This is a genomic window from Streptomyces sp. NPDC057249 (assembly GCF_042669245.1).
Classification (GTDB): Bacteria; Actinomycetota; Actinomycetes; order Streptomycetales; family Streptomycetaceae; genus Streptomyces.
Window position 1 is genome coordinate 172688 of sequence record NZ_JBHUXS010000011.1, and the last position, 15416, is coordinate 188103.

Consider the following 15416-nt stretch of genomic DNA (forward strand, 5'->3'; position numbering starts at 1 on the left):
TTTCCTCCGCGGGGTCGGCGCCCCGGGCGCGCCCGCGGCCCCGTGGGTCGGGCGGGGGCCGCCGGCACCCGGGCCCGGGGGGGGCGCCGGCGCCGGGGGGCGGGGCCCCCACGGCAGGGGTCAGACGCCGAACGCGGCGGGGTACTGGATCGTGCCCGTCGGGACCGGGCGGGTGTCGTCCAGGACCATGGCCATCTTGGCCTCGTCCGGGACGTCGAAGGGGGCCCGGATGCCGAAGCCGGAGGCCGGCGTGAAGCCGAACCGGGGGTAGTAGCCGGCGTGCCCCAGCACCAGGACGAGGTTTTCCCCCCTGGCCCGGGCGGCGTCCAGCGCCGCGCGGATGGCCGCCGAGCCGGCACCGGTGCGCTGGGCCGAGGGCAGGACCGCGCACGGAGCGAGGGCGAGCGCGGGTTCGCCGTCGACGTGGCAGCGGGTCAGCAGTGCGAGTGCCACCGGGGCGTTGTCGGGGCCGGTCGCGACCATGGAGAGGCCGTCGATCCATGCCTTCGGGTCGGCGCGCAGGGCCTCGACGATGTCGGCCTCCTGGGGGGTCGGGAAGGCCGCGAGGTTGATCTCGCGGATGGCGGGGATGTCGTCGGGGGTCTCGGGGCGGGTGTTCCAGGTGGTCATGGTCGTTCCGTTCTCTGAGGTGAGGGGGGCGGGGACGGCGGCGGAGCTGTGCTCGTCGCTCACCGCTGGCGGTCCCGGAACCGGTAGGTCGCGCGCAGATGCTGGGTGATGTCCTTCTTGGTGGCCTCGCGGCCGGCCCGCAGGCGGGCGTCGGTGCGCGAGGCCGCGTAGGCGTTCTCCCGCAGCAGCCGGTGGTAGCTGTCCAGCCGGCGCCGGGGAACTTCACCGGACTCGACGGCTGCCAGCACCGCGCAACCCGGCTCGCTGCCATGCCCGCAGTCGGTGAACCGGCATTCCCGGGCGAGGAGTTCGATCTCCGCGAAGGTCTGCTCAAGCCCCGTGCGGGCGTCGTGCAGACCGATCGCCCGCAGGCCGGGGGTGTCCAGCAGGACCCCGCCGTCCGGCAGCGGGACCAGCTCCCGCCACGCGGTGGTGTGCCGGCCCTTCCCGTCCGCGTCGCGCACGGCGCCGGTCGCCAGCCGCTCCTCGCCGAGGAGTTGGTTCCCCAGGGTGGATTTGCCCGCCCCCGAAGGGCCGAGCAGCACGACGGTGCCGTTCAGGACGGCCGTCAGGGTGTCCAGGCCCTCCCCGGTCACGGCACTGGTGACGAGCACGTCCGCGCCCGGCGCCACCTCGGCCACCTCGGCCGCGGCCTGCTGCGGGTCGGCACACCGGTCGGCCTTGGTGAGTACGACGACCGGCTGTGCGCCGCTCTCCCAGGCCAGGGCGAGCATGCGTTCCGTCCGGCCGTGGTTCCGCGGCACGGCCAGTGACACCGCCACCACGACGGTGTCGACGTTCGCGGCCAGTACCTGGCCCTGGGAGGTACGCGAAGCGGTGGACCGCACGAGCGAGGTGCGCCGCTCCAGGACCGTGTGCAGCACCGGTCCGCGACTCGTGGTGGCAGGCAACAGGGCAGCCCAGTCGCCCGTGGTGGGCACCTGCTCGGCGCCGCCGGGGATCTCCGCGTGGAGGATTCCGGCGTCGGTGACCGCTTCGCACGAGCCGCGTTCGGCGCGCACGACGCGGGCCGGGATCAGCCCGGCCCCGCGACAGGGGGCGAAGGCGTGATCCCACGCCTCGTCCCAGCCGTAATCCGCGAGGGAATACGGCTGGTCATGGTGATGGTACGAGAATTGAGACAACGTAAAGACCCTTGAACGAGGGCCCCGCGGAGGAGCGAAGAGCTCAGGTCAGACCGGGGCCCGGGACGTGAGGATGGTCCGGAGGGCGCTGCATACGGCAGCGGTCTCTACGGCAGTCATCAATCTCACCTCCCACTTCGTCCGGCATCGACCCAGTTGTCTCTGCGCCACGAATGCTAACACGCCCCCGAACAGTCGAGGTGTCCCAGGCGCCGATCGGACGGCCTCGGTCGGACGCCGCGCCTGGCGGCCGCCAAGATCGTCAAGCGCGGGGAGGCGCGCACCGGAGCCGTTCGAGTGGTTCCGCCCGCCGGGCACGCGGACGCCGTCGTCCGGTGCGGGCCCGGCCGCACCGGGCCCGGCGAGCGGTGTCGCACGCGGCGACCGCCTCCGACACACGACAGGCGCGGCCCCCTGTCTCCATAGAGTGGGACGAGGAGGCGATACGGGGCGAAACCCCCAGCCGGTCCGCGCGCCGCCTCCTTCATCTCATGGCTGCCAGAAGGAACGTGGCGCCGGTAGTCCACCGAATCGGGAGTTCGTACGTGACGCCTCAGTGCTCCTACACGCGTCAGATCGCCGCGCAGCGCCGGGCGGGCGACCGGAGCAGAGCCGGCGGGCACACCCCGGCCGAGTCGTCCGCGCTGCGCGCCGCGCTCGCCGCCGCGTCCGAGGACACCCTGGTGTACGACCTGGACGGCATCGGACGCCAGTACGCCGCCGTCCGCGCCGAACTGCCCGGCGTGGACGTCCGGTTCGCGATGAAGGCGTGTCCGGTGGACGAAGTGCTCGGCCATCTCGCCCGGCTCGGGTCCGGCTTCGACGCGGCCGGCCCGCAGGAGATCGCGCAGGCCCTGCGCACCGGAGTGGGGCCGGAGCTGATCCACTACGGCAACACCGTCAAGTCCGACCGCAACATCGCCGAGGCGTACCGGCTGGGCGTACGCGACTTCGCCACCGACAGCCGCGAGGACGTGACGGCGATCGCGCGACACGCGCCCGGTTCACGGGTGTTCTGCCGGGTCTCCACCACTGGGAGCGGTGCGCTGTGGGGGCTCAGCCACAAGTTCGGCTGCTCACCCGAGGACGCCCTGCGCGTGCTCGGAGCCGCCCGGACCGCCGGCCTCGTGCCGTCCGGGCTTTCGGCGCACGTCGGTTCCCAGCAGATGACGGCGGAGGCATGGGGCGAGGCGATCGAGACGCTGGCCGCCCTGGTGGGCGCGCTCAACCGGACCGGCATCGTGCCGGACCGGATCAATCTCGGCGGGGGGCTTCCGGCGCTCGGCGTGCTCGACCGCTACGGGCGGCCGCTGCAACCACCGATGGGCACGATCTTCCGGGTGATCCGCGACGGCATGGAACGGCTGCGCGCCGCCAACCCGGGACCGCTGCGCTTCCTGCTGGAACCCGGCCGGCACCTGGTCGCCGACCACGGGGCGATCCGGGCCCACGTCGCCCGGCTCACCTCCCGTCAACGGCTCGACGGTACTCGGGAGGACTGGCTCTACCTCAGCTGCGGGAAGTTCAACGGCCTCTACGAGATGGACCAGTTGCGGTACCGGCTGGAGTTCCCCTCCCACCCGGACGGCCGGTTCGTCGACGCCCTGGTGGCCGGGCCGACCTGCGACAGCGACGACGCGTACGCACGGGAGGGCGGCACGGTCCGCGTTCCGCACGCGGTCGCCTCCGGCGACCCGGTCTGGGTCCACTCCTGCGGCGCGTACGCCACCGCCTACACCACCCGGGGCTTCAACGGCTTCGCGCCCCTGCCGTACACCTGCGTGGGTGGCTCATGACGCACTCCTCGATGATTCGCCCGCTCCGGGAGGAGGACTGGGAAGAGGTGGTGGCGCATGAACGACGCGCCTACACGGCCAGCGGTTTGACCGAGGGCGAGGAGGCGCTGCGGTCCCGGCACCGAGCGTCGCCGTCGACCTGCTTCGTGCTGGAGTGCGAGGGTGCCTTCGGCGGCTACCTGCTCGCCCTGCCGTACCCGTTCGGCCGCTGCCCGGACCTGAGCCTGCTCGAAGGAGAAGCGGCCGCCGCCCCCGGGACCAACCTGCACGCGCACGACCTGGTGATCGCCGAGCGGATGCGCGGCCGCGGCCTGGCTCCCCGGATGCTCCGGCACCTGGAGGAAGTCGGGCGGGCGGCCGGATACCGGACTCTCTCCCTGGTCGCCGTGCACGGTACTCAGAGCAAGTGGCCGGCGCTGGGCTACCGCGCCCGGCCCGACATCCCGCCTCCCGCGAGCTACGGTCCCGGCGCGGTCTACATGACCCAGGAGTTGGACGAGCGGAGCTGACAGGCCGTCAGTACCGCCAGCGCGTTGCCTCGATGATTTCCGCGTCGGGGCGGCCCGCGAACACCTCCGCCTCCGCCCGCCGCACCGCCAGCACCGCCTCGTACAGCTCGCGGCCGAGCGCCCGTCGCAGCACCGCGGACTTCTCGAACGCGTCGGCCGCCTCCGACAGGCTGACCGGGAGGCGCTCGGCGGAGGCCGCCGCTGCCGGGTCGCCCCGGGTCTCGGGAGGCAGGGGCAGCCCGGCATCGAGGCCCGCGAGCCCGGCGGCCAGCAGACCGCCCACCGCGAGATACGGGTTGGCGGCGGCGTCGAAGCACTTGAACTCGGCGTTCGCCTCCCCGGCGGCAGAGCCCGTGATCAGGCGCAGCGCCGCCTCACGGTTCTCCAGCCCCCAGCACCGGTACGCCCCGGCGAAGTGGGCCGGGACCAGGCGCAGATAGGAGGCGGCGCCCGGCGCGCCGAGGGCGAGCAGCGCGGGCAGCTCCGCCAGCGCGCCGGCGAGGAAGTGCTCCGCCTCGGGGTGCAGCCCGTGCGGTCCCGGGCCGCCGTGGCCGAGGTTGCGACCGTCCCGCCAGAGGCTGAGATGGAGGTGGCCGCCGTTGCCGAGCGCGCCCTCGGTGAAGACCGGGGCGTGGGAGACGCGCAGGCCGTGCCGGGCGGAGACGGCCCGGATGGTGTGGCGGATCAGCATCGTGGTGTCGGCGGCCTCGACCGGGCCCTCGGCGGCCACCGAGACCTCGAACTGCCCGGCGGCGTACTCGGGATGGAGCTGCGCCACGGTGAGCCCCTGGGCGGTGAGCGCGCGCAGCACGTCCCGGAGGTAGTCGGAGTGCTCGATGAAGCGGGTCATGCCGTACCCGGGCCCGGTCGCCGCCGGATCACCGGCGGCGTCGGCCACCGTCCACTCGACCTCGATCCCGGCGCTCACCGTCAGGCCCCGCCGCTCGACGGCCTCCGCGGCCCGGCGGGCGAAGCCGCGCTGACAGCCGGGGTGGGGGGCACCGTCCTGGGTGTGGCGATCGGCCGGGGCCCACGCCCAGCCCGGCTGGGCCGCGAGAGGCGTGAGCCGGTCGAGATCCGGGACGAGGCGCAGGTCGCCCACCGCGCCCGTACTGGAGGGTGCGGAGGTGAAGGAGTCGTCCACCAGGGCGACGTCGAAGCAGGGCGGGGCGCCGACCCCGAACTCGGCGGCGTGCACGAGCCCGCTGAGGGGGACCGACTTCACCCGGGTGAGCCCGGCGTTGTCGACCCAGCCGAACACCACCCCGTCGATTCCGTCGTCGGCGAGCTGGGCTTCGGCCGCCCGGGCCTGGGCGGCCCGATCGGCCCCGGAGCGCGTGATGATCATGCGCCCATGCTGGCGTTCGCGGCCGAGGGTGCGCCACGCTACGGCAGGCAGTTCACTCGTCCGTGGACACCCCGGACGACACGCTGACTCAGGCGTGGCGCAGGCAGAGGCTGCCCCACTGGAAGCCCGCGCCGATGCCGGAGAGCACATAGACGTCCCCCGGAAGCAGGGCGCCCTCGGTCACCGTGGTGTGCAGCGCGGTGAACGCCCCCGCCGAACCGGTGTTGCCCAGCCGGTCGATCGTGACGGCGGCGCGGTCACGGGGGACGTCGAGGGCGCTCAGGGTCTCGTTGAGGATGTTCAGGTTGGCCTGGTGCAGGAAGAAGTGCCGGACCCGGTCCACGGGCACCCCGGCCCGGTGCGCGGCGCCGCGGATGCTCTCGGGGAGCCGGGTCGTCGCGGTGTTCCACACGGAACGCCCGTCCATGCGCAGGTAGTGCTCCCCGGCGGCGACGGTGGCGGTGCTCGCCGGCAGCCGGGAGCCCCCGGCGGGGATCTGCACGTCGTACGAGAGCTGGGAGCCCAGGTCGTACGAGAGCAGACCGGCTCCGGGCGTCTCGCTGCGGGTGAGGACCACGGCCGCCGCGGCGTCCCCGAAGAAGACGCGCGTGGTGCGGTCGGCGGGGTCGGTGATCCTGGACGCGCAGTCGGCCGCGAGGAGGAGGACCGTTTCGATGGAGGGGTTCTGCAGGAGGTGCGCGGCGATCAGCATGGCCTGGATGCCGGAGGCGCACGCGGCCTGGGTGACGTCCAGCGACAGGGCTCGGTGGGCGCCGAGGGCGTCCTTGACGATCAGCGCGGTCGACACGAGCGGCTGGTCGCCCGTGTAGCTGGCCACGATGACCGCGTCCAGCCCGGCCGGCTCGACCCCGGCCGCCTCCAGCGCCGGGCCCGCGGCGGCGACGCACATGTCGGAGGTCGCCAAGTGCGGTGCCAGGCAGCGGCGTTCGCGAATGCCGGTCCGGCTCGTGATCCACGCGTCGCTGGTGTCCAGGGTGCGCGTCAGCTCCTGGTTGGTGACGACCGCCGGCGGGAGGTGCATCCCGGTCCCGGCGACGGCGAACGGCACGGACAGCCCGGCGCCGGTCTGATGGAACCGGCTCTGGCGGGGGAGGGGCTGGTGAGGAAGGGCCTGGCCGGGCGCGAGAGCTCCCATGTTCCGTACCTTTCGAAAGCGGTCCGAGAAAGGCCCCGTCGCATTCCGAAGCCGCCGTATCGTCTCACGGAAATCCCGTGGGAAAAGTGCGCGGTAATCCGTGAGCGTGAGCAATGACGGGGCGGCTTGACAGAGGAATGGCGGAAATGCATTCCGAGCGGTCACGACGTCCATATCCGGTCGCGGCGTCGTTTTCCAGTCGCGACGTCGTTCTGCGGTCAGGGCGCCGTTTTCCCGGCCGGCCGAGTGCCCAGGGACGGTACGGAGTCCAGCAGCGTCCTGGTGTACGGGTGGGCCGGTGCGCTCAGAAGCGTTGCGGTCGGCGCGGTCTCCACGATCCGGCCGTGCCGCATGACCGCCACCGCGTCGGAGACATGGCAGACGGCCGGCAGGTTGTGGCCGATGAACAGCATGGACAGACCGAGCTCCCGCTGGAGCCGGCGGACCGTGTTCAGGACGGACGCCTGCACCGAGACGTCGAGCGCCGAGGTGATCTCGTCGGCGATCAGCAGCCCCGGCTCGACGGCCAGCGCACGGGCCAGGGCGACCCGCTGCCGCTGCCCCCCGGACAGCTGCCGGGGCAGGCGGTCGGCGAGCCCCGCGTCCAGGCCGACCAGGTCCAGCAGCTCGGCGACGCGCTCCCTGCGCCCCGCCCGGTCGAGCCGCCGGAACACCGTGGCAGCCTCGGCCAGCGTCTGACGGGCGGTCATCCGGGGATCGAGCGCGGTGTCCGGGTCCTGGAGGACCACCTGCACCCGGCGGGCCAGCCGGCGCCGGTCCCGGACGGTGCGGGTGCGGACCTCCTCCCCGTCGACCAGGATGCGGCCGCCCCGTACCGGCACCAGCCCCACGATCGCGCCCGCCAGCGTGGACTTCCCGGAGCCCGACTCCCCGACGAGGCCCAGCGTCGTACCGGGCGCGATCTCCAGCGAGACCCCGTCCACGGCGGCGAACGAGCCACGGGGGCCGGTGCGCCGGACCGTGAGGCCGTCCACCCGGAGCGCCGTCATGACGCGGTCACCGTCTCCGGGGCGGCCGGCACCGGCAGCGGGTACCAGCAGGCGACCCGGTGGCCGGAGCCCAGGTCGTCCAGCGGCGGAGCCTGCTCGGCGCAGCGGTCGCGGCGGCGCGGACAGCGGGCCTCGAACGCACAGCCCCGCGCGGGCGCGTGCGGATCGGGCGGGGCGCCCTCGACCGTCGGCAGCGGGCGGTTCCGGTCGGCGGCGAGGTCCGGGACCGACGCGACGAGCGACCGGGTGTAGGGGTGTCGGGCGCCCGTGGCGAGCCGGCCGACGGGCAGGGCCTCGACGATGGTGCCCGCGTACATGACCAGCACCCGTTCGCAGAACTCGGCGACCAGCGCGACGTCGTGGCTGATGAACAGGATCGCGGCGGAGGTGTCCCGCCGGATATCCACGAGCAGCCGGGTGATCTGCCGCTGCACCGTCACGTCGAGCGCGGTCGTCGGCTCGTCCGCGATGATCAGCCCCGGCCGCACCATCAGCCCGGCGGCGATCATCACCCGCTGGCGCTGGCCGCCGGAGAGCTCGTACGGCCGCGAGCGCAGCAGTGACGGGGGGAGGGCGACGCGGCGCAGGGCCTCGGCGGCCTGTTCAGTGGCCTCGGCACGGCCCACCCCGCGATGCGCCCGGACCGCCTCGGTGAGCTGGGTGCCGATGCGCAGGGCCGGGTTGAGCGCGGACGCCGGGTTCTGGAAGATCACCGACAGGCCCGTCGCGAGACGCCGGTCCCGCTCCTTCCGCGTCAGTGCGCCGAGGTCGGTCCCGAGCAGGCGCAGCGTACGCCGGGAGACCCGGGCGCCGTACGGGAGCAGATCGGCGACGGCCAGCGCGGTCAGCGACTTGCCCGACCCCGATTCGCCGACCAGCCCGACGATCTCTCCCCGTCCCAGCGACAGGCTCACCCCGCGCACCGGGCGGATCGGTCCGGCGGGCGTCGGGAGCTCGACGGTGAGGCCGTCGACCTGGAGGACCTGCCCGTCCTCGGCCGGACCGCTCGGGGCGGAGCGCTGTGCCGGGACGCGTGCCACCCGGCCGCGCCGGGCGGCGCCGCCGGCGAGGACCTCGCCCAGCAGCTGGAACGTCAGGGCCGCGTACACGAGTGCCAGGCCCGGGGCGAGCGCGGGCAGCGGCTCGGCGTAGATCCGGTCGAGCCCCTGGCTGAGCAGCTGCCCCCAGTCGTAGCCCGGGGGCCGGACGCCCAGCCCGAGGAAGCTCAGCCCGGAGAGCGCGACCAGGGCGGTGCCCGCCGCCGTGGTGACGCTCAGGAGCAGCGGCTCGGCGATGTTCGGCAGGACATGGCGCCACAGCAGCCGGAGCCGGCCCAGCCCGAGGACCCGGGCGGCGGCCAAGTGGTCGGTGCCCGCGACGCCCGCCGCGAGGGTCTGGGCCAGGCGCGCGAAGCCGGGCACACTCGCGGCTGCGAGGGCCAGCACCGCCCCGGCCGTGCCCGCGCCGAACACCACCGCGAGGAACATCGCGACCAGGAGCGCCGGGAACGCGAGCAGGAGGTTGATCAGCCCGGCGGCCAGCCGGCGGGCGCGCGGGCCGACGACCGCCGTACCGGCTCCGAGGAGCACGCCCGCGGTCGCCCCCAGGAGCACCGACGCCAGTGCGAGCAGCAACGACGGCCGGGCCGCCGCCAGGATGCGGGCCAGCAGGTCCCGGCCGAGGCCGTCCGTGCCGGCCGGATGCGCCGCCGAGGGCCCTTGCAGCACGGCCGAGGGGTCGGGGCGCTCGGCCGCCGCGCCCCAGAACAGCGGGCCGGCCACGGCGAGCACGACGAGCGACGCCAGCATGGCCCCGGTGACCCAGGCCATGGGGGAGCGCCGGAAACCGGTGGGAAAGCTCATGATCACATCTCCCGGATCGCCGAGCGGGGGTCGAGCAGGGCGAGCAGCACATCGACCAGGAGACCGGCCAGCAGCACGGTGGTGCCGAGCACCAGCACCATGGCCTGGACCACCGGATAGTCCTGCGCCACCACGGACTGGGCCATCGCGGACCCGATGCCGGGCCAGGCGAACACCTTCTCGACCAGGACCGTGCCCGCGATCAGGGCGGGCAGCAGGCTTCCGGCGACGGTGAGCGCCGCGGACGCCATGTTCGGTGCCGCGTGCCGCAGATAGCGGCGTGCGGCGGACAGCCGTTTGCTCCGGGCGGTACGCAGATAGTCCTCGTCCAGTACCTTCAGCGCCTCCACCCTGACGATGCGCAGGAGTACGGCGGTGGGGGTCAGGGAGAGCGCGAGGACCGGGAGCACGAGGGAGGCGGCGCCCGCCGCGCCGGCCACCGGTAGCAGCTGCAGCCCGACGGCGAGCAGGGCGGTCAGCCCGGCGGCCAGCACGAAGTCGGGCACCCCGGTCAGGCCCGCGGTGACCGTGGTGAACGCCAGCTCGGTGCGCGGGCGGCGGCCGTCGCGGGTGCGGACGGCGGCGAGCAGTCCCCCGGGCAGGGCGACGGCGAGCGCCGTGAGGAAGGCGAGTCCGGCGATCTCCAGGGTGGCAGGCAGTCGGGTGCGGACCAGCTCCGCGACCGGCGCCCCGGTGACCAGCGAGGTCCCGAGGTCGCCGTGCAGCAGACCGCCGAGGTACTGCCGGTACTGGGCCAGGAACGGCATGTCCAGCCCGAGCGCGTGCCGCCGGGCGGCGACCAGGTCGGGGGCGGCGTCCACACCGAGCGCGGCCCGCACCGGGTCGCCCGGGATGAGGCGGATCATCGCGAACGACGCGGTGACGACGATGCCGAGGGAGACGAGGAGCCGGAGGCCGCGGCGGCCCAGGAACACCGTCCAGGGGTGCCGCAGCAGTGGGGGAACGGTCATGGCGGGCACCGGGATCACTGGTGGAGGCGGATGCTGGTGGGGACGAGCCGGCCGCCGAACGTGGTGGTGAACGTGGTGCGGTGGCCGTACACGCCGCTGCGGCCCTCGGCGATCGGCAGCGCGGCGGCCGAGCGGAAGAGCGCGGCGGCGGCCCTGTTCCACGTGGCGCACCCCGTCGTGTCCGGTTCCCGCAGGGCCCGGGCGACCAGGGCGTCGTACTCGGGATCGGTTACCCCCGCGAAGTTCAGGCCCTCGGCGGGGGCCGGGCCGGAGAAGAAGGGGATGAAGCCCGCCGGCAGGGCGAAGCCCGGCGTGCTGCCGACCACCACGTCGAAGTCGGCCGTCGTGTACATCGCGTTGACCAGGGCGGGCAGGCTCTCGGTGATCAGCTCGACCTCCGCCCCGAGCGCCCTCCACTCGCGGGCCATCAGCTCGGCGACGGACGCCAGTGTGGGGCCGAGATCGGGGCTGGTGATCAGGCGGAGCCGGAGGGCCCGGCCGTCCTTCGTCCGCGAACCGCCGGCCGAACGGGTCCAGCCCGCCTCCCGCAGCGCCTCCGCGGCGTCCGCCGTGGGCAGGTTGGCGTCGGCGAGGTCGGCATGGCAGACGGCCCCCTCGGCGCCGAAGTCCTCGGCGGGGCTGCCGGTACCGCCCACGGCGACGTTGGCGAGCCCCTCGCGGTCGAGAGCGGAGACCAGGGCCCGGCGCACCGCCCGGTCGGCGAGGACCCGGCCCGGGCGCTGGTTGAAGAAGGTGAGCCCGATGACGGTCGCGACCTCGGAGACGGCCAGGCCGTGGCCGGTCAGCCGGGCGCGGTCGGGGCCGCTCACCCGGGCGATGTCGACACCCCCGGTCAGCAGGAGGTTCGCCGCCGTGGACGTCTGGGGCACCACCGAGAGCACGATCCGCCCGGGCAGGCCGCGTGCGGCGGTCGTCGCACCGGCCGGCCCCCAGGTGTAGCCGTCGCGGACGGTGAACTCGTACGGCCCGCCGGGGGTGTAGCGGGTCAGCACGTAGGGGCCGGTGCCCTGGGTGGCGCGGGCGAGCGAGCCGGGCCGGTCCAGGCCCGCGGGGCAGACGATCGGCAGCACCCCGACGGTGCGGAGCAGGAAGGGGAACGGGGCGCCGGCCACCACCGTGACCGTGCGCGTCCGGTCGTCGGCGCGCGCCGTGAGCGGGACGTTCGGCAGGACCGTACGGGCTCCGGCGAGCTGGTGGTCCGGGTCGGCCGCGTAGGTCAGCGACCGGGCGACCGCCGAGGCGGTGAGGGGGGTCCCGTCGGAGCAGGTGACGCCTGCGCGGAGCGTGAACACGGCACGGGTGGCCGTCGCCCGCCAGGAGGTCGCCAGGCCGGTGACCAGTCCGCCGTCGGGGGCGGGGTTCACCAGGGAGTCGTACGCGTAATGGGCCTGGGAGGCGCCGAAGGTGGAGTACGGGTCGAAGCTCGGCGTCTCTCCGGCCTCGGCGATCCGGACGGTGCCGCGGTCCACCAGCGGGGTGGTCGTCGAGGAGCGGGCGACGCCGCCGCAGCCGCTCAGCGCGAGGGCCGAGGCGGTGAGCGCGGCCGTCAGGGCGGCCGGCGGGGTGCGTCGGAGCATGGCGCCATGGTGCCACCGGGGAGCGGTCGCGATGATCCAACTTCCTTGCGCGGAAAGCCTGTTCGAGTGCCCGGAATCGCCGGGCCGCCCGGGCCGGGCGCGGCCGGGACGGTCCGGGGCGCACCGGGGCGGCCGAACCTGATTCACCCGTACGAGTCGGGGCGGGGCCGTCGGGGCATGTGCCAGAAAGCACATTGCAAAAAGGATAGTCGGATAATCATTTCGCGAGTGTGCCGGGGACGCTCAATTCCGGACACGGGAAATGGCCACCCACACTCACACGAGTGAACCCGGAGGAATCCATTTGGCCGAGGCGGGCGTTGTTCGACTACCGTGATCAAGGGATCGGACGGCGTGTTCCCGTCGTTCGGACATTCGGCTTCCGGGACCGTGCCGGTTTTCCGGTCCGTACCGGAATTCGAAACGGAATTCCCGATTTCCGCCCGGCGGTGCGCCGCTCCCCTTCTCGTCGTGCCCGGGTTCCCTGTCATACGTATGCGTGGAGAGGATGGAGCGTCATGCCGCCTGTAGTACCGCCGTTTCTCGTCGGGCTCATCGTCGCGCCGCTGGCCAAGCGTCTGCTGAAGCCACTGGTGGGTGGAGTCGTCAAAGCGTCCGTCGGAATCGCGATGGAGGTGAAGAAGGCGGCCCACGAGGCCGGGGAGAACATCCACGACCTCGCGGCCGAGGTCGCCGCCGACGTGGTCGCCGCCCAGATCGCCGCCGGCGACACCGAGGGCCACTCGGTGCCCGGTCAGCATGCGACCGGAGCCGGTGCCAAGGGGGACCGGAGGGCCCCGAAGATCCGCGCGACCGCCGAGAGCGCCGCCGCGAAGACGCACTGACGGCCTGTCCGGCCCGCGGCCGCCACCGGGTGAGCCCGCCGATCGACTGCGGCGGGGCGCGCCAGGGTGGCGGCCGTTCTCGGGCCGCCCCGGCCCCGTACCCCCTCCGGCGCCGCCGCCGGCCCGTTCCGCATCTCCCTTCCCGTTTCGTCGCCCCGACCCGTCGACTCCGTGACGGCCTTCCGCGACCTCCGCAAATCAGGTGAACGTACACATGCCATCGCTCCTGGGAGCCGCGTCCGGATTCCGCTCCGTGGCACCGGCCGCGACCCCTCGCTCGGTCACACCGGGCCGCCAGCGCTGGGACGTCGGGCTCGTCGTCGGACGCCCCCGGACGGCCGAGATCCTCGCCGCCGCGCTGCGCCGCATCCCCGGGATCACCGAGGCCCAGGCCAGCCCGGTCACCGGCGGGGTGCTCGTCCGGCACGACGCACGGCTGCGCGCCGCGGACGTCGGCCGGATCATCGGCCGCACCGTCGCCCGGCTCGCCCGGGAGGCGGCCGGAGCGGGACGGGCGGCGACGGACCGGCCCGTGCCGGCCCCCCGGGCGGATCGCGGTCTCGTGGTACGGCCGGTGCTCGCCGTCGGCGGCGGGGTCGCGGCCGGCACCGCGCTGGTCAAGGGATCGGCGCTGACCCGGCAGCTCGTGGCCGTCGGCGGAGTGGCCGCGGCGACCGCGGTCGTCCTGCGGAAAGCGTGGCGCGGCACGGCCGAGGCGGCCGGACCCGACGCCGAGCGGCACCCCCTGCTGGAGATCGTCGGACCCCACCGCCCCCGCCTCTACCGGGCCGCCGCCCTGTCCGTCGCCTGCCAGGCCGCGGAAATGGCGCTCGGCACCTTCCTCGGATGGACCGGACTGGTCCTCATCAAGGGCGAGGCGGCGCCGCTGGCCCGCCTCGGCCTGACCACGGCATCCGCCCAGCTCTGGGGGCTGGCCGGACTGGTGGCCGCCGCCTGCGCCGCCGTCGCGGGACTCTCGTACGCCTCGAACCTCCAATGGCGCCGGCTCGGCCAGGACATCGAACACGACTGGCGGGGACGCACCTACCGGCACGTCCAGCACCTCGAACTGAGCCAGCTGGAGGGCGAGCGGACCAGCAGGGTGGCCGGCACCCTCACCAACGACGTCGGCCAGCTCGGCGCCTTCTTCGCGGGCCCGGCCAACGACGTCCTGCAACTCGGCACCAGCCTGGCGCTGCTCGTGCCCGCGTTCCTCCTGCTGGCACCCCAGATCGCCTGGATCGCCTTCCTCCCGATCCCGGTCATCGCCTGGCTGTCGCTGCGCCACCAGGAGAGGGCCGCGACGGACTACGCCGCCACCGGCGAACACCGAGCCCGGCTCGGCAGCCAGGTGATCAACTCGCTCGAAGCCGGCGCCACCGTCAAGAGCTTCTGCACCGAGGCGTACGAGGCCGAACGCGTCGACGAGCTGAGCGACGCCGTCCAGGAGAGCAGCCACCGCACCGACCGGGGCACCCTCCGCCACGGCGAGACCGTCCGGGCCTGCACCACCGCGTCGATGGCCGGCACCCTGCTCATCGGCGGCCGCGCGGTCCTCGACGGCACCCTCCGCTTCGAGGTGTTCAGCCCGCTGATCGGCCTCCCTCAGATGCTGCTCATGCGGATGAGCCGGCTCGGCGGCATCGCCGACCAGTACCAGCGCACCCTCGCCTCCTACGAACGGGTCCAGCGGCTGCGTGAGCTGCCCGTCGAGGCCGACCGCGGCGAGGAGCCGCTCGAACTCCCCACCGTGCGCGGCGAGATCGTCCTGGACGAGGTCACCTTCGCCTACCCCGGCCGCCCGGCGGCCCTGGACAACCTCTCGCTGACCGTCCCGGCCGGTCGGGTCACCGCCCTGGTCGGCGCCACCGGCTCCGGCAAGACGACGATCGCCAAACTGCTCATGCGCTTCCAGGACGCCGAGTCCGGCCGGGTCCTGCTCGACGGCCGGGACGTCCAGGACCTGCGGCGGCACGACCTGCGCCAGGCCGTCGGATTCGTCGCCCAGGACCCGTTCCTCTTCGACGGCAGCATCGCCGACAACATCCGCTACGGCAGCTTCGGCGCCTCCGACGAGGCCGTCGTCCGGGCCGCCGCCATGGCCGAGGCCCACACCTTCGTCACCACCCTGCCGAACGGCTACGACACCGTCATCGGCGAACGCGGCGCCGCGCTCTCCGGGGGCCAGCGGCAGCGGATCGCGCTGGCCCGCGCGATCCTCAAGGACTCGCCCGTCGTCATCCTCGACGAGGCGACCTCCGCCGTCGACAACGAGACGGAGGCCGCCATCCAGCGCACGCTGCACAGCTTCGCGGCCGACCGGACCATGATCGTCATCGCCCACCGCCTCTCCACGGTCCGCCACGCCGACCGCATCTACGTCCTGGACAAGGGCGGCATCGTCGCCGAGCAGGGCACCCACGACGAACTCCTCGCCCAGCACGGGCTCTACGCATCCCTTTGGCAGCTCCAGGCCGGCGAACTCGCCGCCTGACCGCAGGAATCAGCCCCGCGCCCGGCCGCGTGACACCACCGCGGCCGGCGCG

Annotated in this window: 12 protein-coding genes; 4 read left to right on the plus strand and 8 right to left on the minus strand. The window is 74.1% G+C overall.

The window, feature by feature from the left end; genetic code table 11:
- Positions 1-120: 120 nt before the first annotated feature.
- Together ACFUJY_RS21840 and rsgA are read right to left on the minus strand one after the other, a co-directional pair.
- Positions 121-630 carry a GNAT family N-acetyltransferase gene (locus ACFUJY_RS21840; RefSeq protein ID WP_383302092.1) on the minus strand — a complete coding sequence of 170 codons (510 nt, stop codon included), beginning with the start codon at positions 628-630 and terminating at the stop codon, positions 121-123.
- A gap of 59 nt (positions 631-689) precedes the next feature.
- Positions 690-1775 carry a ribosome small subunit-dependent GTPase A gene (rsgA, locus tag ACFUJY_RS21845; protein WP_383302095.1) on the minus strand — a complete coding sequence of 362 codons (1086 nt, stop codon included), beginning with the start codon at positions 1773-1775 and terminating at the stop codon, positions 690-692.
- A 644-nt stretch (positions 1776-2419) separates the two neighbouring features.
- Between rsgA and ACFUJY_RS21850 the strand changes: the two genes are divergently transcribed.
- Positions 2420-3571 (plus strand): type III PLP-dependent enzyme, encoded by a 1152-nt coding sequence (locus tag ACFUJY_RS21850; RefSeq protein ID WP_383302226.1) that lies wholly within the window; start codon positions 2420-2422, stop codon positions 3569-3571.
- Positions 3572-3582: 11 nt separating this feature from the next.
- Positions 3583-4080, plus strand: coding sequence for a GNAT family N-acetyltransferase (locus ACFUJY_RS21855; RefSeq protein WP_383302098.1), 498 nt, complete (start codon positions 3583-3585; stop codon positions 4078-4080).
- Between the two features lie 7 nt (positions 4081-4087).
- Here the strand turns inward: ACFUJY_RS21855 and ACFUJY_RS21860 are convergent, their stop codons facing one another.
- From ACFUJY_RS21860 to ACFUJY_RS21885, 6 genes are all read right to left on the minus strand, one after another.
- Positions 4088-5428, minus strand: coding sequence for a glutamine synthetase (locus ACFUJY_RS21860; protein ID WP_383302101.1), 1341 nt, complete (start codon positions 5426-5428; stop codon positions 4088-4090).
- An 88-nt stretch (positions 5429-5516) separates the two neighbouring features.
- Positions 5517-6584, minus strand: coding sequence for a 3-oxoacyl-ACP synthase III family protein (locus ACFUJY_RS21865; RefSeq protein ID WP_383302104.1), 1068 nt, complete (start codon positions 6582-6584; stop codon positions 5517-5519).
- A 218-nt stretch (positions 6585-6802) separates the two neighbouring features.
- Positions 6803-7594, minus strand: a complete 792-nt coding sequence (locus ACFUJY_RS21870; RefSeq protein ID WP_383302107.1) for an ABC transporter ATP-binding protein — start codon at positions 7592-7594, stop codon at positions 6803-6805.
- Positions 7591-9456 carry a dipeptide/oligopeptide/nickel ABC transporter permease/ATP-binding protein gene (locus ACFUJY_RS21875; protein ID WP_383302109.1) on the minus strand — a complete coding sequence of 622 codons (1866 nt, stop codon included), beginning with the start codon at positions 9454-9456 and terminating at the stop codon, positions 7591-7593. Before ACFUJY_RS21875 ends, ACFUJY_RS21870 begins: the two co-directional genes overlap by 4 nt.
- 2 nt (positions 9457-9458) lie before the next feature.
- On the minus strand, positions 9459-10427 hold the full coding sequence (locus ACFUJY_RS21880) for an ABC transporter permease (RefSeq protein ID WP_383302112.1): 969 nt from the start codon (positions 10425-10427) through the stop codon (positions 9459-9461).
- Positions 10428-10441: 14 nt separating this feature from the next.
- Positions 10442-12025 carry an ABC transporter substrate-binding protein gene (locus tag ACFUJY_RS21885; protein ID WP_383302113.1) on the minus strand — a complete coding sequence of 528 codons (1584 nt, stop codon included), beginning with the start codon at positions 12023-12025 and terminating at the stop codon, positions 10442-10444.
- A 518-nt stretch (positions 12026-12543) separates the two neighbouring features.
- Between ACFUJY_RS21885 and ACFUJY_RS21890 the strand changes: the two genes are divergently transcribed.
- Positions 12544-12870 (plus strand): DUF5132 domain-containing protein, encoded by a 327-nt coding sequence (locus ACFUJY_RS21890; RefSeq protein ID WP_383302116.1) that lies wholly within the window; start codon positions 12544-12546, stop codon positions 12868-12870.
- 214 nt (positions 12871-13084) lie between these two features.
- Positions 13085-15364, plus strand: a complete 2280-nt coding sequence (locus ACFUJY_RS21895) for an ATP-binding cassette domain-containing protein (RefSeq protein WP_383302119.1) — start codon at positions 13085-13087, stop codon at positions 15362-15364.
- The last annotated feature ends 52 nt before the right edge of the window (positions 15365-15416 follow it).

Excerpts from the sequence above, each read along its gene's own strand:
- ACFUJY_RS21855 (WP_383302098.1), top strand. The coding sequence starts at position 3,583 with ATGATTCGCCCGCTCCGGGAGGAGGACTGGGAAGAGGTGGTGGCGCAT.
- ACFUJY_RS21860 (WP_383302101.1), bottom strand. The coding sequence starts at position 5,428 with ATGATCATCACGCGCTCCGGGGCCGATCGGGCCGCCCAGGCCCGGGCG.
- ACFUJY_RS21865 (WP_383302104.1), bottom strand. The coding sequence starts at position 6,584 with ATGGGAGCTCTCGCGCCCGGCCAGGCCCTTCCTCACCAGCCCCTCCCC.
- ACFUJY_RS21880 (WP_383302112.1), bottom strand. The coding sequence starts at position 10,427 with ATGACCGTTCCCCCACTGCTGCGGCACCCCTGGACGGTGTTCCTGGGC.
- ACFUJY_RS21840 (WP_383302092.1), bottom strand. The coding sequence starts at position 630 with ATGACCACCTGGAACACCCGCCCCGAGACCCCCGACGACATCCCCGCC.
- ACFUJY_RS21870 (WP_383302107.1), bottom strand. The coding sequence starts at position 7,594 with ATGACGGCGCTCCGGGTGGACGGCCTCACGGTCCGGCGCACCGGCCCC.
- ACFUJY_RS21885 (WP_383302113.1), bottom strand. The coding sequence starts at position 12,025 with ATGCTCCGACGCACCCCGCCGGCCGCCCTGACGGCCGCGCTCACCGCC.
- ACFUJY_RS21895 (WP_383302119.1), top strand. The coding sequence starts at position 13,085 with ATGCCATCGCTCCTGGGAGCCGCGTCCGGATTCCGCTCCGTGGCACCG.
- ACFUJY_RS21890 (WP_383302116.1), top strand. The coding sequence starts at position 12,544 with ATGCCGCCTGTAGTACCGCCGTTTCTCGTCGGGCTCATCGTCGCGCCG.
- ACFUJY_RS21875 (WP_383302109.1), bottom strand. The coding sequence starts at position 9,456 with ATGAGCTTTCCCACCGGTTTCCGGCGCTCCCCCATGGCCTGGGTCACC.